Origin of the sequence: Pseudoduganella flava (genome assembly GCF_007830495.1) — a bacterium.
Lineage (GTDB): Bacteria > Pseudomonadota > Gammaproteobacteria > Burkholderiales > Burkholderiaceae_D > Rugamonas > Rugamonas flava.
In genome coordinates, this window is sequence record NZ_VLKW01000014.1 from 105,947 (window position 1) to 129,420 (window position 23,474).

Consider the following 23,474-nt stretch of genomic DNA (forward strand, 5'->3'; position numbering starts at 1 on the left):
CGTCTTTTCGGAGACAGCATGATCGCAGTCCTGCAATCCGCCCACCCCCTGCGGCATGCGGCCAGCCAGATCGGCTACTGGCGCACGCTGCATCCCGACCTGACGATCACCGGGCGGCCACTGGCGGACACGCCCGCGCTCCCCGTGCTGACCCGCGCCGACGTGGGCCGCCTGGCCGCCGACACGGTGCGCGAAGGTTACTTCCACGCGCCGCAGGTGATCGCGCCGGCGTACGCGGCACGGCTGGCGCGCGTCGTCGACAACCTCGTACGCAACGGCATCCCGCCCGTGTTCTGTCTCGTCTACGACGAATTCTGGAACATGTTCGCCGGCCTCGACCCGCTGCTGCGCGCGCTGCTGGGCGAAGGCTACCGCCTGCTGCCGGCCGATATCTGGGCCTGGCACGTGGCGCCCACCGAAGGGGCATCCGGCTGGGGCCCGCACCGCGACCTGCCGCGGCTCGACGCCCTGCGCGCCGACGGCCGCCCGCGCGTCGTGAACGTGTGGCTGCCGCTGACGGACGCGGGGCCCGACAACGCCTGCATGTACGTGCTGCCCGCCCATCTGGACCCGAACTTCCCGGAACACGTGGATGGCGGCCGGTTCGGCCTGGAGGACTGGCAGAACATCCGCGCGCTGCCCGCGCATGCCGGCAGCGCGCTGGGCTGGAACACGCAGGTGCTGCACTGGGGCGGCCGCTGCAGCGCACGCGCCACGGCGCCGCGCATCAGCGTGGGCATCTACTTCCGCAGCGCCGATTGCGACCTGCGCCGGCCCGCCCCGGACCCAGCACGGACGGGCTGCGCGCCGTTGCCGTTCGGGCCCGCGCTCGCGCTGCCGTTCGAAGCCCGGCTGGAAGCGATCGCCGGGGCGCTGGACCTGTACAACAAGCGCATCCCGAGCGACTTCCCCACGACGTGGGAAGCGATCTTCGCGTTTGCGCGGCGGCACCGGCGCGGCACATGAACCGCCTTCTAGCGCTGATTTTTGCGCTCACCAAAAAAGCCCGCCGTCCAGGCGGGCTTTGTCCTGGGCCGCGCCGCGCGTCAGGCGGTTTCCGGCCGCGGATACGGCTGCCCGCCGACCTGGGTGCTGAGCCACGACTGCAGCGGCACGTAGTCGGAGCCGGCGAAGTCCTGCAGCTTGCCGAGCAGCTGGCCCGACGTGGCCTTCACTTCGTCGCGCATGCCCGGCAGCCGCGCCATCGCGCCGCCGACGGTACGCACGGCGCCGTTGCGCAGCGTGTAGCGGCTGCCCGCCGGGTTCGGGTAGGCCGATGCCATGATCGTGTGCAGCAGGTTGCCCGCCGTGGCGCCGTCGCCATCCACCTTCACCGGCACGCTGGTCAGCACACCGTCGCGGTAGCCCAGCGCGTGGAAGCCGTTCGGGCCCACGCCGATCATCGTCGGCCCCGCCTTTTCCCAGCGCAGGTCGACGCCGTCCCACGTCTTGTCGATCGTCGCCAGCTTCTTCGGCTCGCCGTGCTCCAGCACCACCTGGCCATCGGCCCCCACCTCCAGCATCAGCAGCGGCTTGCGCAGCGCGCCGGCCGCCACCTTCGCCAGCAGGTGGCCCTTGCAGGCCTCGCCTTCCTGCGCCGTCAGCACGGTATCGGCGCGCAGCGCGTTCAGCTGCGCCGCCGCCTTCCCGGCCGCGGTACGGGTCTCGGCCAGCGCCGCTTCATGCCGCGCGCGCACGGCATTGCCGTCGTCGTAGTAGCCGCCGCGCCGCATGTCTTCCTCGTGGTGGATGTTGCGGGTCGCATCGTTCAGGTAAGGCTTGATCGGATCGTCCAGCAGCAGCGCCGCGTTGATGAAGTCCAGCATGCCGCGCGGGCTGGCCGGCGACGTGTACGGATAGCGCCAGCGGGCCGGCTGGTCCGGGCTGCGTTCGACCTCGGTGCCGAGGAAGTAGTTCTTGCTGGCGACGACGAACGTCATGTCGTTGCTCTTGCTGTCGTAGCGGAAGAAGTGGCCGCTGGCCGGCTCGATACCGAGCGCGCCGTCGGCCAGCGGCGGCGTCTCGCCCCGTGCCCTGGCCTCCTGCCATTCCCGGTAGTTGTTCTCGAGATCATAGGTGTTCACGCGGCTCATGTAGACGACCTGGCCCAGGTTCTCGGCCGGCGTGCCGTCCGCGTTCAGCCGCGCCGGCGGGTTCGCGTCGACGCGGTTGACGACGAAGATCCCGCCCGGCATCGAGATCGTCTCGGCCTGCATCAGCTCCGTGTACTTCGAGATGTTCACGGCCGTATCCTGGTTCATCACGATGCGCAGGCTGCGCTCGTCCGCGGCGGCGCCGTAGCCCAGCGCGGCAAGGAAGGCGGCGGCCAGCGTTTCCGCGCTCGTCGTCGACAGGATTTCGCTCAGCGAGATGCGTTCCTGCTCGGTGATCGTGCGGCCCAGCGGCTGATCCGGCGTCTGCGCGAAGTACGCGGCATCGGTGACGACGGCACGTTGCACGATGGCCGGGAACTTCTTCGCATGCAGCGCGCCCAGGTTGATCAGCAGCGGATCGCGCGGCGAGATCTGCTGGTCCTCGTCCCCGGCCACGTTACCGCGCTTGTTCATCATCTCCGTGGTCAGGTGCACGCCCGGCACCACCTGGGTGAAGTAAGGCTGGCCCGTTTGCGCCCAGCGCAGCAGGTAGTGGAAGAAGCCCGATTCCTGCGTGTACTTGACGGTGGACGTCAGGATGTCGCGGATGATCCGCGCCGACAGGCGCTGGTACTGGGCCATGCTGTCGTCCGGGCTTTCCGGCATGCCCCGCACGCCTTCCATCGCATTGTGCACGCGGGCGATGTGCGCCGCCGGCGCCTCGGAAAACGTCGTCAGCGCCTGCGGCACGCGCGCCGTCTTGCCGCCGATGCGGCGGTTGCCTTCGGCGCCGTGCGGCAGCGCCGGCCCGAGGAAGTCCGGCGATACGACCGTCGGGTAGTTCGGGCCGTGGCGGTCGTGCCCCTCGACGAACTCGTTCATCAGGCGGCTCATCATCGGCTCGATTTCCGGCGGCAGCTGCGCGCGGCTGTTCGAGACGGGTTGCGTGCCCGGCTGGGCAGGGGCGGCGGAAGCGGCAGCGGCGGACGACGGCCCGGGCTGCGCCGTCGGCAGCGTCGCCTCCACCATCTCGTTGAACCGCTCCGTCATGCGCTCCAGGTAGGCCACCTGGGCATCGGCATCCAGGTCGGCAAAGCCGGCGGCATCCTGCACCCGCTGCAGCTCCGCCGCGTCGCCCGGCTGCGCCGCCATCATCATGCGGTTGAGCTTCTTGTGCGAGTCCTCGATGAACATGCCCGTGCTGTGCAATGCGCCGGCCAGCCATTCGACGTCTTCCAGCTTCGCGTCGCCCTTCTTCAGCAGCTTCGTGCCGGCCGTCGACAGCGAGCGGCCGAAGTCCTGCAGCGACATCGCCACGCCGTTGTAGCGGGCCTCGCGGCTGACCTGGTCGTCCACCACATTGTTGTTCGGCCCCAGCAGCCCGGCCGCGCTCAGCGCCGTCACGAGGATCGGCGCCAGCCATTTGTCGAAGCCGCGCGTGGCCATGCGGGTCACGAACGCTTCCTGGTAGTCGCGCTGCGTCATGTCGTGGCGCGTCGTGGGGTTGCCTGCCACGGCGCCGAGGGAACGCAGCAGCAGGTCGCCGATGAAGAAGTTCACCGTGTCCGCCACCATGCGCGCGGCCGGGTGGTTTTCGCGGTTGCCGGCGCGCCCCATCACCGCGTTGCTGGCCGTGAGCAGGCCCGCCACGCCGACCAGCGTGGCCACGTCGTGGCCGTCGCCGCGGGGCAGCCCCATGTGCTTCTGGATGCCGTAGTTGAACAGCAGCCGCGTGAACTCGGTGGCGTACGGCACGGCGCCTTCGTTGAACAGCTGGCCGCCGACCGTCTCGCGGCTTTTCCACGAATCTTTCAGCAGGTTCTGCTGCAGGAATGCGAACACGGGGGTCAGCACGCTTTGCACGACGACCGTCACGCCGATGGCCTTGGCCAGCGTGACGGCATCGACGACACCCGCGCCGCCACCGGTGAAGGGACGCGCGCCGGGCAGCAGCGCGTGCGTGTGCTCGTCGCGCTGCGAATTGATCAGGTGCGTGAATGCCCACACGGAAGCGGCGGTGCAGACGGCCTTCACGGCCGTGTTCAGGGCCGCCATCACGCGCGCATCGCGCGCGCCGATCGCCGGGTCCAGCGTGACGAGGTTCAGCAGCAGCTTGCCGCCGGCCCGGGCATGCCCCAGCAGGCTGGTACGGTCCACCATCAGCGGGCCGGCCAGCAGCGCCTCGCCGGTGGACAGCACGATCTCCGGATTGCTGAACCCTTCGACGGAACCGAACACGCCGGTGGAACGGCCCTGGTACGAATACAGGCTGGTATGCGCATTGTCCAGCGGCGCCAGCATGTCCACGCCCGGCTCCTTCGGGTACACCAGCCGCATCTTCAGGCCGTTGTCCGTGTAGCGCAGGTCGTGCACGGCACCGTCCTCCGTCGTGATGCGCAGGTGCAGGCCGGACGGGGCATGGTGCAGCAAGTTGCGCAGGCCGGCCAGCTTGACGCCCGGCGTGCCCACCGGCCCCATCGTCTCGACGCTGGCGATGCCGGAGAGCTCGGCGACGACGCTGCCTTCGATGTTCACGCTGGCCGGCACGTGCTTGCCGCGGCGCTGCTGCTGCGGGTGCGCCTTCTCGTGCTCGGCGGCGTCCGTCAGGAAGATCACGAGGCGGTTCTCGATCGCGTTGTAGTCGGCATAGCCGGCGTCGAACGGGCTGCCCCGCCCTTGCGCGTTGAGCGGCCGGCCGCCGAAGCCGGCCGCCATGTAGTTCTCCGCGTTGGCCCACGTGACGCGGCGCGGGAACGGCATCGCGTTCGGCGGCACCGGCATCACGACGCCTTCCGATTCCTGCGCCGTGCGGCGCGCCATCAGCTGCGAGGCGCGCGACAGTTCCATCAGGTGCGTGCGAAAGCTCGTCTCCATCCGCTCGCCATCGGGCTTGCCGTCATGGTCGGCCGCATTGAACGCCTTCAGCTCCTTCAGGCTGACGAGCCGGTTGGCGTATCCCTTGACGAAGTAGCGCTCCTCCGGCTCCGCGCTGCCCGGCACGGACACCTTGTCCTTGACGACGGCCAGGTGCTCGGTCACGGTCATGTGCCGGTTCGCGAACGGCAGCACCAGCACGCCGTCATGGTCGTTCAGCGACGCCAGCGGCACGCCGGCCGATTGCGAGCGCACGTAGCGCCCGCCCAGTTCCGCCACGGCGGCGTCCAGCGCCTCGCGCGTGCTGCCCATCTCGCGCTTGGCGCGGTGGAAGGCGGCACTCGCGGCGTTGTCTGCCGGCGTCGTCGCCAGGTCGGCCGCGGCGGCGATCACGCCCGGGCTGACGATCGTCGCTTCGACGTCGTCCGGCTCGGGCGCCTTGTGCGCGCTGCTGCCGACGGCGGACGACTCGCCCTCCTCCTGCGGCGCGTGCTGGCGCAGCACCAGCTGCACGGCCCGCCCGCCCTGGTGCGGCCGCGCGCCGGACGGTTGCGAGGTGGCGTCCTCGCCCGCCGGCGCGGCTGGGCGCGTGTCGCGCAGTTCGTAATTCTCGGCCTGGTGGGCAGGCTTGTTCGATCCGATTGAGAACATGACTTCCTCTCGTGTTGGTGGATGTTTGCGCAAACAAGATTGCCCTGTTGAGTGACGCAGTGCAGCATTCCGGTTCCAACATGAAAGTTTTTACGCCTGGCGCGCAGTGCACCTCAATTCGCTAATACAAACATCAGCAGGCGCGTCGGCGCGCCTGTAAAGTTGTTGTCCGACGCGACAACCAGCGTGCGCCGGCCATCGGCAAGGCGGGGGCCCCACGCCATCGCTTCGTAGTTGTCCTGCCAGCCGGATGGGACCAGGTAGCCCGTGACGGGCCACTTCCCCAGCGGCCTCGCCTTGCCCGGATCGAGCGGCGCATCGGCCGGCACGGGCTGCGCGCCAGCCACGTCGACGACGTACAGCCGCGTGTCGAACACGAAGCCCCCACCTGCGCGCCGGCCGGAACGTTCCAGCACCAGCAGGCGCTGCGCGTCCAGCGCGAGGATCTCGGAGATGCCGTTGTCGGCCGGTCCCGCGCCGCCGGGCACCGGGTCGAGCGGGTATGCGTACTGGGCAAGCACGGTGCCGGCGCGCGACATCAACGTCAGCCGTGCCAGTGCGCCATGCGTGGCATCCGGCAGCGGCCCGTCCTCGATCAGCGGCCCTTCCATCGCCACCCACAGCGCGCCGCCATCGGGCGTGAACGCCAGTCCCTCGGGCCCGACGTTGCTGCGGCCGCCGCATGCGCAGTCGGGCTGGATGCGCAGGCGCTGCGGCAGCGGTGCCTCGCCAAGATAAGCACCGTCCCGGCTGGCGTGATGGATGAACGAAGGGATGCGGGCGGCCCGATCGCCTTCGCTGGCGTACCACAGCGTGCCGTCCAGTGGATCGATGCGCAGCGCTTCGATGTCCGCCACGAGACCGGGCTGGCTGCGCGCCGCATAGGCTCCGCCGCCCTGCTGGCGCCATGGCGTGGCCGCGCCAATATCGGCGGTTGTCACGCCAACGTCGTCATAGCCGATGCGGGCCCGCCAGTAGCGCGCCGGGCCATGCTCGCCGCGGTCGTCCGTCGCCAGCAGCCACTCGTCCCGCCGCGCATCGTAGTCGATGCCGGAGATGCCGCCGAAGCCGTCGGCCTGGCCGATCTGGTACGTACCGACCAGGTGCAGCGCGACATCGTGCGCCGGAGGCACCGGCGCGGAGCCGGCCAGCAGGGCCAGGCCCGCCGCCAGCGCGCGGTTCACGGCAGACGCGCGATCGCAGCCGCCACCAGGGCCAGCAACTCGTCGTTGCGCACCGCCAGCAATGCCTGCATGTTGGCGGGGCCGGGCGCGTCGTCACGTTCGCCGAACCAGGCGCGCACGTGGCCGGCCGTGGGGCCGTCACGCCAGTCCACCGCCGCGTGGCAGCGCTGGCCGCTGAACAGTTCCGGGTCGGCCAGCCAGGCAACGGGGCAGGCATCGTGCAGCAGCGGATCGAGTTCGGCATACGCGGCCAGCATCTCCCCCGCAGCACGGCCGCACGCATTGTCCGCAGCGCCGAACGCCGCGATCCATTCCGGATGCATCACCGCCTGGCTTGTCACGTCGAGGGGGAACAGCAGCAGGTTCGCGCCGGCGTCCAGCACCATCTGGGCGGACACCGGGTCCGAATAGAAATTGAACTCGGCGGCCGGCGTGATATTGCCCGGCACGCGCAGCGCGCCACCCATCACGAGCACGTGGCGTGCGCGGGCCAGGCTGCCCGGCGCCAGCGCTTCACACAGGGCGAGATTCGTCAGCGGCCCCGTGGCCACCAGCTCCACCGTCCCCGGCGGATGCTCGGCCAGCAGCTGCACGAGCCGCAACGCGCTGTGCTCCGGCGCCACCTGCCCACTTTGCGGCAGCACGACGCCACCCAGTCCATCCTCGCCATGCACCAGGTTGCAGCGCGCGTCCGCATGGCCCAGCGGACGTGCCGCCCCCGCGTGCACCGGCACGTCGTGGCGGCCGGCCAGATCGAGGATGCGGCGGGCGTTGATGGCCGTGATGTCGGCCGGGCGGTTGCCCGCCACCGTCGTCACGGCCAGCAGGTCCAGGTCCGGCAGGCCGGCCGCCAGCAGCAGTGCCAGCGCGTCGTCGATGCCCGGATCGCAGTCGATGATCACCTTGTGTTTCATGCGTGGTTCTCCAAAAAGATGTCGATGGCGGCGCTGTCCGGCTGCGCGCCCTGCACGCCCAGGCCTGTGCAGCACAGCGCGGCGGCCGCGTTGGCGCGGCGCAGCGCGACTTCCGCCGATGCGCCGGCCGCACACGCTGCGGCGTACACGCCGGCAAACGTGTCGCCGGCGCCGGTGGTATCAACGGCGGTCACGGGGTAACCCGGCACCGCGACGTGGCTGCTGTCCGGCCGGGCCAGCACGGCACCGGCCGCGCCCTGGGTCAGCAGCACGTCGATATTGCGCACACGCGCAAGTTCCAGCGCGACCTGCAGCGGCGCACCGCTCTCGCCCGTCAGCTGCGCCAGTTCCAGCGCGTTGACGATGACCGTGTCCAGGAATGCCAGATCCGGCAGCGCATCGGGCCGCAGCGGCGATGCGTTCAGCATCACGCGGCAACCTGCTCGCCATGCGCGCGCCGCCAGTTCATGCGTTTCGTGCAGCGGCACTTCCAGTTGCAGCAGCACGATGGTATCGGGACCCAGCAGCGCGTTGTCGACGTCTGTCGCACGCGCGGCGAAGTTCGCGCCGGGTGCGACGACGATGCGGTTCTCGCCCGATTCCTCCAGCGTGATCAGCGCCATGCCGGTGGCTTGGCCGGGCACGGGGCGCACGTGCAGCGCCACGCCGGACCGTTCCAGCTGGGCCAGCGCGGCAGCGGCCAGCGGATCGGCGCCGACGGCACCGAATAAATGGACATCGGCCCCCGCACGCCGCGCGGCATGTGCCTGATTGGCGCCCTTGCCGCCGCCGCCCTGCACGGCCGCACCGCCCAGCACCGTTTCACCGGCCGAGGGTGCGCGCGCTACCGGCACCGTGATGTCCAGGTTGATCGAACCGAATACGATGACCATCCGCCCTCCTCTATCGTCGTGGTGCGCCAGCATACCGCAGCCGCTTCACAGACCAGCTTACGCGTTGCGGACGGCGAGCCGCGCCAGCCCGGCCGCCATGTCGTCCAGCCGGTAGGCGGCGTTCACCTGCCGGAATTCGGCCAGCAGGTCCTGCGGCAGCGCGGCGGTGCCGGCCATCGCGCCGGCGATCGCGCCGGCCATCGTGGCGATCGAATCGGTGTCGTTGCCCACCGATGCGCACAGCGAGATCGTGCGCAGCGGGTCGGCCTGCGCGTACGCCAGCACGCCCAGCGCGGCCGGCACCGATTCGGCCGCATGCACGGAATTGCCCACTTCCCGTTCCAGCGTTTGCAGGAACGCCAGATCGCTGTGCGCTTCGGCAGCGATGCGCAGCGCCATCTGCGTGCGGGCCAGGAAGCTGGGGCCCGCCACGACCCGCGCCGCGTCGCGCGCCAGGGCCTCGCCGATGCATGCGCCTTGCAGTGCCGCGTCCAGCACCTCCGTCAGCTGGGCGCCCGCGACGGCGCGCGACGTGGCAGCCGCGATCGCACAGGCGGCCGAGATGGCGACGTCCGTGTCGTGCGACGGCAGGCACGTGACGAACGCCTGCCGGCAGGCGGCCTCAATGCGGCCCGGATGCAGCAGGCCAGCCGGCGCGACGCGCATCGCAGCGCCATTGGTGACGCCGACCGTCGTCATCTTGCGCTGCGACGTGCCGATGACGCCGACGCCGGCCGGGTCCCGCCCCTCGCGCAGCGCCTGCACGATGCCGGCCGTGCTGGGCCCCATGAACGCGGCCTTCGGGCTTGTGTCGGCCCAGCGCAGCAGGCAGGCGACCCAGCCCGCCTCATCGAGTGTGCCGTCGGCCGCGATCAGTGCCTCGGCCAGGTAGTACATCTGGCTCGCGTCGTCCGTGACCTCGGCCCGCAAGCCGTGGTTGGCGCCGGCGAACGTGTCGTCCGGCGGCTGGACGAAGCCCCGTACCAGGCCGCCATGCGCGGCGGCGATCTCGGCGATCGTCCATTGTTCGGTGGGCGCGCCCAGCGCGTCGCCCATGCCGGCCAGCGCCAGCGATGCGTAGATGCGGTCCTGCAGTGTTTCGGGTGTCAAGATAAGTCCTTTGTCTGGAGAGAGCGGCGCCGGCCGGACAGGGCCAGCGCCAGCACGGTAATGGCCGGCGGCAGCATGTAGACGAGCTGCGGCGGCAGCGCGGTGGCGCCGAGCCGGTTCGCCGCGACCGCGACCGCGCCGAACAGCAGCGCCGCCAGCACGGTGCCGGCCAGGCTGCGCCGGCCCAGGAACACGGCCGCCAGGCCGAGGAAGCCGCGGCCGGCCGTCATGTCGGCCTGGAACAGCGTCAGGTACCCCATACTGAGGTACAGACCACCCAGGCCGGCCAGCAGGCCGCTGCCCAGCAGCGCGAGCCAGCGCATCCGGGCGACGGGAATGCCGGCCGCATGGGCCGCTGCCGGGTTTTCGCCGGCAGCGCGCAGCCACGCACCGAGCCGGGTATGCACCAGCACGGCCCACAGCAGCGCGGCGCAGACGGGGGCGCCCAGCAGCAGCACGTGCTGGCCGCGCCTGCCCTCGCCGTTGACGAGCAGGTCGAGCAGCGGCCAGTCCTGCAGCCCGCCGATGTGCAGCGACGGCAGCGCCGGCGTGGCGATGCCCGCCGTCGAGCCCTTGTCGCCCGTCAGCTCGACGAGCAGGAACACCGTGAGCCCGGCGGCCAGCAGGTTCAGTGCGATGCCGGCGACGATCAGGTCCGCACCACAAGCCAGGTGCAGGAAGGCCAGCAGCCCCGCCAGCGCCAGAGCGGATGCTAGCCCGCACAACGCGCCCCACCACGGCAGCCACGCGGGCGGCAGCCAGGCGGGCGGATAGACCGTGCCCATCACGCCGGCAAACGCGGCAACGAGCATGATGCCTTCCAGTGCCACGTTGATGCTGCCGCCCAGTTCGGACAGCAGCCCGCCCAGCCCCGCGTACAGCACGGGCGTGGCGGCGCGCAGCACGGCCAGCAGCACGACGACCAACGTGCCGGCCCAGCCGGCGAATTCGATCCCGGCCGTCATCGCGCCGCTCCCGCGAACAGGCCGCGCAACCGCGCCGGCAGCGGCCAGCGCCGCGCGACGACGAGCAGGATGACCAGCGCCTGGATGACGATGGCGATCTCGCGCGACACATCGGTACTGCGTTCCATCGCCTGCCCGCCGGCGCGCAGCCACGCATAGAACAGCGCGGCGCCGACGATGGCGCGCGGCTCGTGGCGCGCCAGTAGCGCGACCAGCAAGCCTTCCAGGCCCAGGCCCGGCGTCAGGTCGACGGGCAGGCGTTTCAGCAGCGCGTTCCCGAGGTGGAAGCCGGCCAGGCCCGCCCACGCACCGCCCAGCATCATCGACAGCAGCAACGCGCGCCGCACCGGCAGCCCGAACTGCGCCGCGAATGCCGGCGCGCTGCCCGTCACGCGGATCTCGTAGCCCAGCGTGGTCCGCTGCAGCAGTACGACGGTTGCATACGCGGCCAGTGGCGCCGCGAGCAGCATCCACGTGACGTTCGTGTTGGCAAGCAGCGGCGCCAACGTCGCGGCATCCGGCAGCGCCGGCGTGGCCTGGAAGCCGGCGGTGGGATCGCGCAGCCAGCGCAGCACGGCCAGCCGGTAGAACTCGACGGCGATCAGGTTCAGCATCAGGCTGACCACCAGTTCGTTGGCGCCCCAGCGCAGCTTCAGCACGCCGGTGACACCGCCCCACAGCGCGCCGGCCACCATCGCGGCGGCACAGGCCAGCGGCAGCACGAGCCAGGCCGGTCCGCCGACCGCAAGGCTGATGGCGCAGGCGGCCAGCGCGCCCAGGAACATCTGGCCATCGGCACCCAGCGCGAACTGGCGCGCGCGCAGCGGCAACAGCACGGCCAGGCCAAGGAACGTCAGGCTGACGGTGTCTTCCAGCACGGTGCCGAAGCGCACCAGGCGGTGCCAGTGCCAGCCATCGGCGTCGGCACGCAGCTCGGGCAGCGGACCGGTCAACAGGATCAGCCACGCGCGCAGCGGCTCGCGGCTGACGCAGGCGATCAGCGCAAGACCGGCCAGCAGCGCGACGGCGACGGCCGCGCAGGTGCGCCGCGCCTCCGGTCCAGGCAGCCAATGGTTCATAGCGCCTCCTTCCACGTGCCGCTTGCATCGGGCACCGCGAACGGCGCATCGCCGCAGGCGCGCGCGTCCGGCTGGCTGCGTGCGCCCGTCATGTAGGCGGCCAGTAGTTGCGGCGTCGCGTCCGCGCCGCTGAAGTGCCCGGCGATGCGGCCGCGAACCATCACCGCGATGCGGTCGGACAGCGCTAGGATCTCGTCCAGGTCCGCCGAGATCAGCACGATGGCGCCGCCGGATGCACGCAGCGCCAGCAACTGGCGGCGCAGGAAGTCGGCCGCGCCGACGTCCACGCCGCGCGTCGGCTGGCATGCGATCAGCACCTGCGGATTGGAGGACAGTGCACGTGCCAGCACGATCTTCTGCATGTTCCCGCCGGACAGCGCACCGATCGCCTGGTCCGGACCGGCCGCACGCACGCCGAAGCGCGCCAGCACGTCGGCGGCAAACGCCTGCACGGCGCCGGGCCGCAACCAGCCATGTCGCGACAGCGGCCACGCCCGATACGTCGCGGCGATGGCGTTTTCGGCGATCGACAAGTCCGGCGCGACGCCATCGTGCAGCCGGTCTTCCGGCACGGCCGCGACGCCATGCCCGATGGCCGCACGCACGCCAAGGCCCGTGTACGGCACGCCGTCCACGGTGACCGTGCCCGCGTCTGGCGCGGCACCCGCCAGCACCCGCGCCAGCGCGCTCTGGCCATTGCCTTCGACACCGGCGATGCCGAGAATCTCGCCGGGCGCCACGTCCAGCGTGACGTCCGCCAGCGCGGTGGCCGCGGTGCCGCGCAAGACCAGGCCTTCGGCACGCAGCCGGGGCGTGCGACGTGATCCGGCCGATGGCCGCGACACAGGCGCCAACGTCGCGCCGGCAATCAATTCGGTCACGCGTGCGGCGGTGGCCGTGGAGGCGCTGCCCTGCCCCGCCACGCGGCCGCCGCGCAGCACCGTGTAGCGGTCCGCCACGTCCAGCACGTCGGCGATCTTGTGGGTGATCAGCAGCACACTCAAGCCATCGCGCGTCAACGCGCGCAACGAGCGATACAGCGCTGCGCTTTCGTCGGGACTCAGCACGGCGCCCGGCTCATCGAGCATCAGCAGGTCGGCGCCGCGGTACAGCGCCTTCAGGATGCCGACGCGCTGCTGTTCGCCCAGCGACAGCGTGCCGACCATGGCGCCCGGATCGGCGGCGAGCCCGTACTGGCTGGACAGGCTCCGCACCGCATCGGCCGCGGCGCGGTGGTCCAGCAGCAGGCCACGGCGCGGCTCCGCACCCAGCACAACGTTGCGCGCGACGGAGAACGACGGTACCAGCTGTACGTGCTGCGGCACGAGGCCGATGCCGGCCGCGATCGCCGTCGCCGGTTCCGGCAGCGTGACGGCCAGGCCGTCCAGCAGGATCGCGCCGGCATCCGGCTGTTCCAGGCCATACAGCATCTTCATCAACGTGGATTTGCCGGCGCCATTCTCGCCGATCAGCGCGTGGATTTCGCCGCGCGCAAGGCGCAGGTCCACCCCGTCGTTTGCCAGCACGCCGTTCGGATAACGTTTCGTCAGCCCGCGCGCCTCCAGGCGCCAGGCCGTCATTGCGCACCTCCGAACGCAGTCGGCACCTTGACGCGGCCGGCGACGATCGCGTCGCGCTGCACGTCCAGCTCCGCGCGCAGGTCCGCCGGCAGCGCATCCATCACAGCCGAATGGGGCGCCAGACGCACGCCGCCCTCCTTCAGTCCCAGCGACTCGACCTGGCCATACGCCAGCTTGCCGTCCAGCGTCAGGCGCAACGCGCGCACCAGGCCCACATCCACGTCCTTCAGCACCGACGTGACGATGGCCTTGGCGCGCGCCGGATGCTGCGCCTGGTACAACGCATACTGGTCCATGTCCACGCCGATCGCGTAGCGCCGCGCCTCCTCGGCCGCTTCGTTGACGCCCTGCCCCGTCGCGCCGGCCGCGTGGAAGATCACGCCGGCGCCGCGGCCGTACTGGATCCTGGCGATCTCCTTGCCGGCCGCCGGATCGGAGAACGCGTTGGCATACTGTGTCTGCAGCGGCAGGCCTGGCGCCGCGGCGCGCACACCGCCCGTGAAGCCGGCGATGAAGTCCTCGATGACGGGGAACTGCATGCCGCCGACGATGCCGGCGCCGCTGCCCGCCGGCACGCCGGGCAAGCCCCGCCGCATCAGCCGCGCGGCGAGGAATCCCGCCAGGTACGCGCCCTCGTTCTGCCGGAACCGCATCGAATACACGTTGCGGCAGCCGCAGCGCGCGTAGTCGACGGTGGCGTCATAGACGATGAAGCGGGTGGCCGGAAAGCGTGCCGCCAGGCTTTCGACGTACGGCACCATCGTGAACGTGCCGGCGATGACGACGTCGTAGTCGCCGCTGTCGGCCAGGTCCGTCAATGCCGCCTGCCAGCGCGAGGGATCGGTGCCGCCTTCGACGATGCGCGCCGTCAGCGGCAGCTGCGCCGCCGCCGTGCCCACGCCGCGCGCGGCCGCGTCGAAGAACGACTTGTCGCCCAGCGTGCCGTTGACGAACAGCGCCACGCGCAGGCGCGTACCGCCTGCGCGCGTGTCGAGACTATGCGCGATGCCATTCAGTCCATACAGCAGCGCGGCCAGCAACACCAGCCACGCTCCCCTAGCCGCCAGCCTGCTGGCGTGTTCCTTCCACTGCACCGATGCTCCTTCGCGGTTGGCTGGCGTCCGTCAGAAGCGCGAGCGCAGCGTCAGGAAGAACGTGCGCGGGCTGCCGAGGAAGTAACGGCCGGACGTCAGCGGGTTGGACGTCGTCAGCTCGGCACCGAGGCCGCCGAGATAACGCTTGTCGAATGCGTTATCGATGTTAAACGCGATCTCGCTGTCGCGCAGCCACGTCATGCCCAGGCGTGGCCGCCAGCTGACGGCGACGCCGACCACGGTGTAGGCAGGCATGTATTCGCGCGGGTACGTCGCCGGGCCGCCGGTGATGACGGTGTTGACCACGTCGCCATAGGTGCCGGCGGCGCGGCCCGTGTACTTCGCGTTCACGGCGAGGCGCCACGGCTGGGCCGGGCGCCACACCGCTTCGGCAAAGGCGCTGTGGCGCGGCGCACCGAGCACCGGGTCGCCCGCATGGATGCCTTCGAATGGCGTATCGGCGTCGTATCTGGCGCGATTGAACGCATAGTTCGCGTACAGCTCGTACTGCGCCCCAGTCATCCGTCCCGTGATCTCGATGCCGCGCGAGCTGATGCCGCCCTGGTTGGCGAACGTCGTCGTCGCGTCGCGCGAGAAGATGTCGCCGTTCGGATTGCCGTTCTGGATCGAGATGCGGTCGCGGTAGTCGATGTCGTAGGCGCTGATGCCCAGGCCGTAGCCGTTGCGCTGCCAGCGCAGGCCGATATCCTTGGCGATCGCCGTCTCGGGCTGGATACCCTTGCGCGCGTCGACGGCGGCCGTGCCTTCGAACACGCTGTCGGGAATCGCGCTGAAGTTCTTCGAACCGCTGGCGAACACCTCCAGCTCGTCGCTGATGCGGTACAGGGCGGCGAGCTTCGGCAGCAGGCCGGACGACACGCGCAGCGAGCGCTCGCCGGCGAATTCGACCGGCGACGCATAGCTTTCGCGGAAGCGCTGGTAGGTGGCGCCCACGTCCAGTTCCAGGCGCTCGTCCAGGAACATCATGCGGTCCTGCGCATACACCATCGCCGTGTTCGAGCGGTAGTGGCGGTCCTGCGTGATCGAGTACAGCGCGCTTTCCTCGTAGGCGCTGCCCGCGGCGGGATCGGTCACGCCGAACCAGTTGCGGATCTTGGCGCGGCGGATGTGCTCATACCAGCCGCCCACGCGCACGCGGTGGTTGCCGCCGAACGTCATCGCCACTTCGCCCAGCACGCCGCGGCGGTTGATGTCGTTGTCGCTGCGGCGCGTGGTCGCTTCCCGGTCGCCCCAGGCGGCCTGCGGATTCATCGCGTACTTCGCCGCGGCCGGGCAGCCTGCCGCCTTCAGCGACGCGGCGGACACGCCTGCCGGGAACGCGACGGCGGCCAGCGGCACCAGCGCGCCCGTGGCGGTGCGCTGGTACTGGTTCGCGTAGCACTCCTGCACGGTGGCAGTCGGCGCCTTGCCCGGCGCGACGGCGCTGTACACCTTGCCGTCCGCCGGCAACTGGCGGTACGGCACGTAGAACCAGCCGTTGCCTTCCTGCGTATGGATATAGGGCTTCAGCGTGAACTTGCCCGTCTCGCCGAAGCGCTGCGTCCAGTCGATGTGGGCCAGCACGTCCTCGCTGTTGATGCCGCGCGTGCCGCGGTAGTTCTGGTCCAGCGCCGGGTTACCGGTCCACGTATCGGTCAGGCCGTCCGTATCGGGATTGCCTTCGAACGTGGCCTTGTAGAATGGCGCCGCAATGGCGCGCAGTGCGACGGCGTCGTAGTCGTTGTCGGAGAACTTGTTGTAGCTGACGGTGGCGCGCACGCTGGAACCGTTGCCGAGGTCTTGCAGCACGCGCAGGTCGGCGTGGCGGCGGTGGTTCTTGCCCGATTCGTCGCCCGGCCAGGTACGTACCCCCGATTGCGAATAATCGATGTAGGCGCTGGTGCCGGATGCGGACTTGCCCGTATCGATGCGCACGAAGCCGCGGTGGTAGCCGTAGTTGCCGCCCGAGAGTTCGATCTCGGCGCCGCGCTGCTTGCTCGGATCGCGGGTGCGGAAGTCGAGGTAGCCGCCCAGCGCCTGGTTCGACGGCGTACCCAGGTCGCCGGCCGTCTGGCTGGCCTCGACGCGCGACAGGTTGGCCGGGTCGAGCAGCCGGGTGGGCATCGTGCCGCCGTTCGACAGGGTCGAGCCGTTCGGGATGCCGTCCACGGAGACGCCGATCTGCTCCTTGTTCAGACCGCGCATCGACAGGCGCATCGAGAAGCTGCCCGTCAGCGCATCGCTGGAGCTGACCTGCAGCCCCGGCACGCGCGAGAGCAGCTTGAGCGGATCGAGGCCGGCCGGCTGCGCCTTGATGGTTGCCTCGTCGATCACGCTGTTCGCGCGCGCCTCGCCCTTGCCGAGCAACTGCCCGGTGACTTCAACGACGGTCGGTGCCGCGTCGTCCTGTGCCGGCGCCGTCTGCGCCATTGCCACGCCATATTGCATCAGTGCCGCCGAACTTGCGGCCAGCATGCCCACTTGCTTGTACACGATATCCCCCAGTCAGATCGATGTTTGCTTGCCGGCCGCACCGGCGTGGCGGTGCGGCGGCTCATCGAAAGAATAATGTGGTACGTACCACTACTCAAGCGTTATTTGCTACATCGCGCCAAATGTCATGGATTCGGCCGTTACGATGTCATTTCGCGCTGGGCGTGTCATGCAGTTGTAATAAATGGTACGTACCACATGGTGTGGTAGCATCGCAGTATAGTGGAAAGCGAGGCGATGGAACACAAATCAAGCGACAAGCATGGCCTGCTGCTGCCCGGCGGCGGGCCCCTGTACCGCCAGCTGGCGGCGACATTGCAGCATCAGCTCGAAGGCGGCCATTACGGGGCCAACGAGCCGCTGCCGGCCGAACGCGACCTGGCCGCGTCGTTCCGCGTGTCGCGCGACACGGTGCGCAAGGCGATCCGGCTGCTGGAGGAACAAGGCGTGGTCTATAGCGACCATGGGCGGGGCACGTTCGTGGCGCCCGAATCGGTGCGCCAGATGTCGCGCTTTCTCGACAGCTTCACGGACGATGCGCACCGCCGCGGCGGCGTGCCGGGCCAGCAGATCCTGCTGCTGGAACCGGCGGTGGCGACGATGGCGCTGGCCAGCCTGCTGCAGACGGAGCCCGATGCGGCGCTGGTGCGGCTGCGCCGCCTGCGCCTGTTGAACGGGGTGCCGGTCGGCCTGCAGGACTCGTATCTGCGCCTGCCGCCCGGCGCGACGATCGTGCGCCGCGAACTGGAAGCGAAGGGTTCGCTGTACCGCTTGCTGATCGAAGACTTGGGCGTGCGCCCGTGCGAATGCCTGGAAAGCCTGTGCGCAGTGGCCGCCCAGCCCGACGAGGCGGCGCTGCTGAAGGTGGCTGCGGGCTCGCCGCTGCTGGCGTGCGAACGGGTCACGCTGTCCGACCGGCGCCAGCCGATCGAATACTGCGAGATGCGCTACGTGCCCAGTTACCGCTACAAGACGCGGGTGAACAAGTGGAGCCTGGGCTGAGCGCGAGCCGGGGCGGCTGGCGCTATGCCGGCAGTTTCTTGTCGAGTTTGTAGTAGTCCGCGGCGCTCAGCGGTTGCCGTGCCTTGTCGACGAAATCAAGGAAGCCGCCCCGGTCCTCGGAATCGTCCAGCAAGTCCGGCAGCACTTCCCTCAGCGCCACCGCCGCCTCGGCCATCCTGGTCTTGTCGTCGCCGTCCGGGAGCCGCTGGAACACTTCGAGCATCCCACCGAGAAGTTGTACGGCCGTTGAGCATTTCATCGTCGCCTCCCTGTTCTGGTTGCCGGCCGGCGGCCGGTCCCCGCGACCTGCGCCGGCTTGCGGTTTGATCGTCAAAGAGCTGCTTCGCACATCAGATGGCGGCGTGCGCCGCGTCGTACCAATATAGGCAAAAAGACGGGTAGGGTAAAGCATCGGATGTACATCCTCCGCTTCATGGACGCGCTTTTCCTCCCGTCGCTATAATCGGTGTATGGTCAAGCTTGCCAAACAACGCGTGCTGCACGTCTGGATCGCCCTGCTGGCGATGTTGTTTGGCGCCCTCGCCCCGGTCGCTTCCGAGGCGGTGGCCAGCGCCCGGCCGGCCCTGCCGGCGATGGAGATCTGCTCGATGAACGGCGCGCAGCCGATGGCGCCGGCCAAGCAGGGCGGCGCGCACGGCGCGATCGATCACCTGCTCAAGCATTGTTCGTCGTGCGTCACGCACGGCCATGCGCCGGCGCTGCCGCCGTCCGCCCCGCTTGCCTTTACCGCCGTGCCGCTGCGCGACGGCCACCCCGCCCTGTTCTACCAGGCCGCTCGTCCGCTGTTCCCGTGGACGGCGTTTCACCCTCGCGCGCCGCCGGCCCGCATCTGATCTTCCCTCCATCACACCGATACATGACGCCGTCAGTGCGGCGGCGTCCGCGCACCCTCGCGCCTACTGAAAGATCAGATCATGAAACGACTGCCGATGTACATCGCCATCGCGGGCTGCCTTGCCGCGATCGCCCCCGCCCGCGCCACCGACGAAGGCGCCATTGACCCCAGCCACGTTGTCGTCGTCCCCGGCGTTGCCGAGGGCTTCCGCCAGCCCCCGACGGGCAGCGGCGATGCGGCCACGCTGCTCAGCGATACACCGGGCTACAGCGTCGCGCAAGGCGGCGGCGTATCCGGCCTGCCGGTCCTGAACGGCCTCGCCGACGACCGCCTGAAGATCCGCGTCGACGGCATGGAGGTGACGTCCGCCTGCGCCAATCACATGAATCCGCCGATGTCGTACATCGATCCCAGCCAGGTGAGCCGCATCGATGCGATCGCCGGCGTCACGCCCGTCAGCGCCGGCGGCGACAGCATCGGCGGCACGATCACCGTGCACTCCGCGTCGCCCCGCTTCGCAGCCCCGGGCGCCGGCACGCTGACCACCGGCCGGCTGTCGCTCAGCGGGCGCACCGTCAACGACGGCGTCAACGCAGGCATCGCCGCGACCGTCGCCAGCGAGCGCGTGAGCTTCGGCTACAGCGCCGCCTATGCGCGCGGCCACAGCTACGAGGACGGCAACGGCGACGCGGTGCTGGGCAGCCTGTTCGAGAGCATCAACCAGTCCGCCGTGCTGGGCCTGCGCGACGCCGACCAGCAACTGACCGTGCGCGTCGGCGTGCAGCGCATCCCCTACCAGGGCTTCCCGAACCAGTACATGGACATGACGGACAACACCGGCAAGTCCGCCAGCATCCAGTACCTCGGCAAGTTCGGCTGGGGCAGGCTCGATGCGAACGCCTACTGGCAGAAGACGGACCACGAGATGGGCTTCTTCACGCCGGAGCGCACCGGCACGATGCCGATGGTGACGCATGGCCGCAATGCCGGCTACGCGGTCAAGGCCACGCTGCCGTGGCGCGACGGCGGCGAGCTGCGCGTCGGCCACGAGCTGCACACGTTCCGGCTCGACGACTTCTGGCCTGCCGTGCCGGGCTCGATGATGATGGGGCCGCAGACGTACGTGAACGTCAACGACGGCCGGCGCGACCGCCTGGCCTTCTTCGGCGAAGCGGAAACCCGTCACAACGACCGCTGGACGTCGCTGCTGGGCGCGCGCTGGGAGTCCGTGCGCACCGATGCCGGCGCCGTGCAGCCGTATTCGACGAACATGATGAACGCCGCCGACGCGGCGGCCGCCAAGGCGTTCAACGCGCGCGACCGTTACAAGCGCGACGGCAACCTGGACGTGACGGCGCTGGCCCGCTTCGATGCGGATGCCACCAGCACCTACGAGCTGGCCGCGGCACGCAAGACCCGCTCGCCGAACCTGTACGAGCGCTATTCCTGGGGCCGCGGCACGATGGCGATGACGATGACGAACTGGTTCGGCGACGGCAACGGCTATGTCGGCGACATCGACCTGAAGCGCGAGACGGCGTACACGCTGGGCTTCACGGCCCATTGGCACGACAGCGAACAGGCCCGCTGGTTCGTCAAGCTGAACCCCTACTTCACCCGCGTGCGGGACTACATCGACGTCGACACGATCGGCACGTTCAATCCGTACATGCAGAAGGCCGCCACCGGCGCGCTGCTGCGCTTTGCGAACCATGACGCGAAGCTGTACGGCGCCAACCTGTCGTGGAGCGTACCGCTGCTGGACGGCGCGGATGCGCTGAAGTTCACTGGCAACGCGGCGTTCACGCGCGGCAAGCGCACCGATGACGGCGACCTGTATCGCATCATGCCGTTCAATACGCTCCTGACACTGGAGCACGTGCGCGGCGCGTGGACGAACCAGCTGGAAGCCCGCATCGTCGCCCGCAAGGACAACGTCGACGCGCGCCGCTTCGAGCCGGAAACCGGTGGCTACACGCTGTTCAACGTACGCACGGCATACCAGTTGCGCAAGAACGTGCGGCTGTCGGCCGGCGTGACGAACCTGTTCGACCGCCAGTATGCCGATCCGCTGGGTGGTGTGTACCTGTCCGGCCTGAAGCGCTACGGCGGCGCACTGCAACCGCTGCCGGGATATGGCCGTTCGCTGGACGTCGGACTGGTGATCGACCTGTAACTGCCCGGCGTCACACGAACCAGCGCGCCGCGGCGGCATGGAATGCGGCCGCATCGACGGCATCGTCGGTCGCCCAGGCCACGATGCCGTCGGGCCGCACCAGCGCCGCGCGCACGCCCGGCGGGTTCGGCGACATCATGTAGTGCACCTGGTCGCGGTGGGCGTGCGCCCAGGCTGCGAGGGCCTCATCGCCGCCCGCGTCGACCAGCACGCCGCGCCCATCGCGCAGGGCGGTGGCCAGTGTGGCGCCATTCTGGGACACGAAGTTCGGCGCACTGCGGCCAGCCAGCGGATGATCGCACCCGACGTCGATGCGGGTATGGATGCCCCAGACCCGTCCGGCGACATACGTACTGCCGTCGCGCGTGCCGACGAGGCTTGCCACGATCTCGCGGAGTGCACGCTCGGCCGGCGCGGGCCGCATCAGCACGACCTGGGCGCGGGACCAGTCCAGTACTCGGGCGCCGATCGGATGCCGCTCGGTGTGGTAGGTATCCAGCAAGCCCGGCGGCGCAGCGCCGCGGATCGTCGCCGCCAGCTTCCAGCCCAGATTCAGCGCATCGCCAAGGCCCAGGTTCAGCCCTTGCCCGCCCAGCGGCGAGTGGATGTGGGCGGCATCGCCGACCAGCAGCACCCGCCCCTTGCGGTAGGTAGCTGCCTGGCGGGCGCGGTCCGTCCACGTGGTGGCGCGGTGCACGTGCTTGACCATGACATCGATGCCGGCAATCTTGCGCAGCACCTGCTGCAGGCGCTCGCGCGTGACGGGTTCGCCGCTGTCGTGCCACGCGCCGCCGTCAAAGTCCTGCAGCATCACGTAGCCCGGCTGGGACTGGAAGTACATACCCCGCTCCGTCACGTTGCGGCCCGGTTCCAACGGTGCTCCGGCCAGGTCGACCAGCGCCGTGCATCCCGTGAACTCGGGCTCCGTGCCGGCGAAGTCGATACCGGCGGCGCGGCGCACGGCGCTGCGGGCGCCGTCGCAGCCGACCAGCCACTGGGCCGCGATGGATCCGGTAGTGGTATGCACCACAAGTCCTTGCGCGGTTTCGTCGAATCCGGTGACGGTTGTGTCGCGTACGATGTGCACGCCGAGCGTGCCGGCGCGGCGTTCCAGTACCGCTTCCAGTTCGGCCATCTCCGCCAGCAGGCTGGTTGGCGTGGACGCCGGCGGCCGTTGCCAGCGCGCGGCATCGATGTCTTCGGCGTGGAACGGGATGCCGGCGAAGTGGCCGGCCTGGCGCCGCGCGACCGGGCCGGGCGGACGACTGTGCGGATCGGCGACGCGTTGCGGAACCTCGAGTTCATCGAGCAGGCCGCGCCGGTCCAGCGCTTCGACGCTCGTCGACGACAGGCCGCGCATGCCGAACGGCAGTTGCTTGAACGGCGAATCGGGCGTTGCCGCCCGTTCCAGCACGAGGACGGTGCAACCAGCCAGCGCCAGTTCGCAGGCGAGGAAGAGACCGACGGGGCCCGCGCCGGCGATGGCGACGTCGTGGGTGGATGGGATGTGTGTGTGGGTCATGCTCTCGGACAGGTCGTTGAATTGCCCGCAACAGTACCGGTGTCAGGGTGGGCCGCTCTTGTACGAATGCGACAAAATCGGCGCGACGCGCTGCCGCCGCGCGAACGCCGCGGGCGTCGTGCCGCTGAAGCGCTTGAATTCCCGGTGCAGGTGCGACTGGTCCGTATAACCCAGTTCGCGGGCCAGCGCGGCCAGGTTCGCGGCCGGCTGCAGCACCAGCCGGTTACGCACCTGCTCGAAGCGCATCAGGCTCGAGATGTCCTTCACCGTGTGGCCGGACGAGCGGCGGAACTTGCGCTCCAGCGTGCGCACGGTCGCATGGGCGGCCGCGGCGACGTCGCGCACGGGCAGCGTGCCGTGCCCGTCGCGCAGGGCGGCACCGGCACGCGACAGGACCGAGTCCAGGCGGGGTTGGGCGGAGAGCAGGTACGCCGCCAGGTCGGCGACGGCCACGTCGATTCGATCTTCGTGGATGCGGCGTGCCAGGGTGGGCTGCAGCTCGGCGATCGGGTGCGCCAGGGCACGTACGCCGGCCGTCTCGGGCGGGATGCCCAGCAGGTCGAATACGGCCCATGGATAGCAGCGGACGGCCAGGATGTCGAGGCGGCCGCGCGCGTGCAGCTTCAGGGGCTCGGCGAGCAGGCCGACGATACAGGGTGACGGCAGCGGGTGCCCCGGTGCCAGGTAAGCGCCGCCGAAGTGGAAGATGATTTCCGCGTAGCCGTCCGGGAGGACGTGAAGGTCCGCTCCTTCCGGTGGCGCGTCGCGGCGATCGTACCAGAGGCATTTCACGGCGTCCCGCAGCGGGGCGGGCGGGGGGAATTCGCGGTGCCGGGGGTTCATGGTTTGGGCGTTCGTGGGCGTGGCGAAGGGGAAGGATATGCGATAGCGGGGGCGTCTGAGCGAAGCGAAAGAAGGCGCATGTGCCGCGCGCCCTCGGCGCGCGAAGCTGCCGCAAGCGGCAGCAAAATGGCGATTCGGAGAGCCC

17 protein-coding genes are annotated in these 23,474 nt (G+C 70.0%); 4 read left to right on the plus strand and 13 right to left on the minus strand.

The window, feature by feature from the left end; genetic code table 11:
• The first annotated feature begins 18 nt into the window (after window positions 1-18).
• Window positions 19-966 carry a phytanoyl-CoA dioxygenase family protein gene (locus IP92_RS27350; protein ID WP_158206833.1) on the plus strand — a complete coding sequence of 316 codons (948 nt, stop codon included), beginning with the start codon at window positions 19-21 and terminating at the stop codon, window positions 964-966.
• Between the two features lie 80 nt (window positions 967-1,046).
• Here IP92_RS27350 and IP92_RS27355 read toward each other — a convergent pair whose 3' ends face one another.
• From IP92_RS27355 to IP92_RS27400, 10 genes are all read right to left on the minus strand, one after another.
• Complete coding sequence (locus tag IP92_RS27355) at window positions 1,047-5,618, minus strand: hypothetical protein (protein ID WP_145881347.1); 4,572 nt, start codon at window positions 5,616-5,618, stop codon at window positions 1,047-1,049.
• Window positions 5,619-5,731: 113 nt separating this feature from the next.
• The gene (locus IP92_RS27360) at window positions 5,732-6,802 is read right to left on the minus strand and encodes an esterase-like activity of phytase family protein (RefSeq protein WP_158206832.1); all 1,071 of its coding nucleotides are present in this window, start codon (window positions 6,800-6,802) and stop codon (window positions 5,732-5,734) included.
• Window positions 6,799-7,716 carry a nucleoside hydrolase gene (locus tag IP92_RS27365; protein ID WP_145881352.1) on the minus strand — a complete coding sequence of 306 codons (918 nt, stop codon included), beginning with the start codon at window positions 7,714-7,716 and terminating at the stop codon, window positions 6,799-6,801. The genes IP92_RS27360 and IP92_RS27365 overlap by 4 nt, the downstream gene beginning before the upstream one ends.
• A complete protein-coding gene (locus IP92_RS27370; RefSeq protein WP_158206831.1) occupies window positions 7,713-8,609 on the minus strand; it encodes a PfkB family carbohydrate kinase in 897 nt (298 codons plus the stop codon). The genes IP92_RS27365 and IP92_RS27370 overlap by 4 nt, the downstream gene beginning before the upstream one ends.
• Before the next feature lie 57 nt (window positions 8,610-8,666).
• Window positions 8,667-9,719: an ADP-ribosylglycohydrolase family protein gene (locus IP92_RS27375; RefSeq protein ID WP_229419001.1), complete on the minus strand. Its 1,053-nt coding sequence runs from the start codon at window positions 9,717-9,719 to the stop codon at window positions 8,667-8,669.
• Window positions 9,716-10,684: an ABC transporter permease gene (locus tag IP92_RS27380; RefSeq protein WP_145881356.1), complete on the minus strand. Its 969-nt coding sequence runs from the start codon at window positions 10,682-10,684 to the stop codon at window positions 9,716-9,718. Before IP92_RS27380 ends, IP92_RS27375 begins: the two co-directional genes overlap by 4 nt.
• Complete coding sequence (locus IP92_RS27385; RefSeq protein ID WP_145881358.1) at window positions 10,681-11,763, minus strand: ABC transporter permease; 1,083 nt, start codon at window positions 11,761-11,763, stop codon at window positions 10,681-10,683. The genes IP92_RS27380 and IP92_RS27385 overlap by 4 nt, the downstream gene beginning before the upstream one ends.
• Window positions 11,760-13,343 carry an ABC transporter ATP-binding protein gene (locus IP92_RS27390; RefSeq protein ID WP_145881360.1) on the minus strand — a complete coding sequence of 528 codons (1,584 nt, stop codon included), beginning with the start codon at window positions 13,341-13,343 and terminating at the stop codon, window positions 11,760-11,762. Before IP92_RS27390 ends, IP92_RS27385 begins: the two co-directional genes overlap by 4 nt.
• Window positions 13,340-14,437 (minus strand): BMP family lipoprotein, encoded by a 1,098-nt coding sequence (locus IP92_RS27395; protein WP_229419002.1) that lies wholly within the window; start codon window positions 14,435-14,437, stop codon window positions 13,340-13,342. The genes IP92_RS27390 and IP92_RS27395 overlap by 4 nt, the downstream gene beginning before the upstream one ends.
• Window positions 14,438-14,467: 30 nt before the next feature.
• Entirely contained in the window at window positions 14,468-16,930 is a 2,463-nt protein-coding gene (locus IP92_RS27400) for a TonB-dependent receptor (RefSeq protein WP_145881362.1), read from the minus strand.
• Window positions 16,931-17,167: 237 nt separating this feature from the next.
• Here IP92_RS27400 and IP92_RS27405 point away from each other — a divergent pair, with 237 nt between their 5' ends.
• Complete coding sequence (locus IP92_RS27405; protein ID WP_145881364.1) at window positions 17,168-17,932, plus strand: GntR family transcriptional regulator; 765 nt, start codon at window positions 17,168-17,170, stop codon at window positions 17,930-17,932.
• Window positions 17,933-17,954: 22 nt separating this feature from the next.
• Here IP92_RS27405 and IP92_RS27410 read toward each other — a convergent pair whose 3' ends face one another.
• A complete protein-coding gene (locus IP92_RS27410; RefSeq protein ID WP_145881366.1) occupies window positions 17,955-18,344 on the minus strand; it encodes a hypothetical protein in 390 nt (129 codons plus the stop codon).
• A gap of 58 nt (window positions 18,345-18,402) precedes the next feature.
• On the opposite strand from IP92_RS27410, the gene IP92_RS27415 reads away from it, so the two are divergent.
• Both IP92_RS27415 and IP92_RS27420 read left to right on the plus strand, forming a co-directional pair.
• Window positions 18,403-18,786, plus strand: coding sequence for a DUF2946 domain-containing protein (locus tag IP92_RS27415; RefSeq protein ID WP_145881368.1), 384 nt, complete (start codon window positions 18,403-18,405; stop codon window positions 18,784-18,786).
• A gap of 81 nt (window positions 18,787-18,867) precedes the next feature.
• Window positions 18,868-20,964, plus strand: a complete 2,097-nt coding sequence (locus IP92_RS27420; RefSeq protein ID WP_145881369.1) for a TonB-dependent receptor — start codon at window positions 18,868-18,870, stop codon at window positions 20,962-20,964.
• A 10-nt stretch (window positions 20,965-20,974) separates the two neighbouring features.
• Here the strand turns inward: IP92_RS27420 and IP92_RS27425 are convergent, their stop codons facing one another.
• Window positions 20,975-22,486 carry an FAD-dependent monooxygenase gene (locus tag IP92_RS27425; RefSeq protein ID WP_145881371.1) on the minus strand — a complete coding sequence of 504 codons (1,512 nt, stop codon included), beginning with the start codon at window positions 22,484-22,486 and terminating at the stop codon, window positions 20,975-20,977.
• Window positions 22,487-22,528: 42 nt separating this feature from the next.
• Window positions 22,529-23,278, minus strand: coding sequence for a helix-turn-helix domain-containing protein (locus tag IP92_RS27430; RefSeq protein ID WP_199271833.1), 750 nt, complete (start codon window positions 23,276-23,278; stop codon window positions 22,529-22,531).
• Window positions 23,279-23,474: the final 196 nt, after the last annotated feature.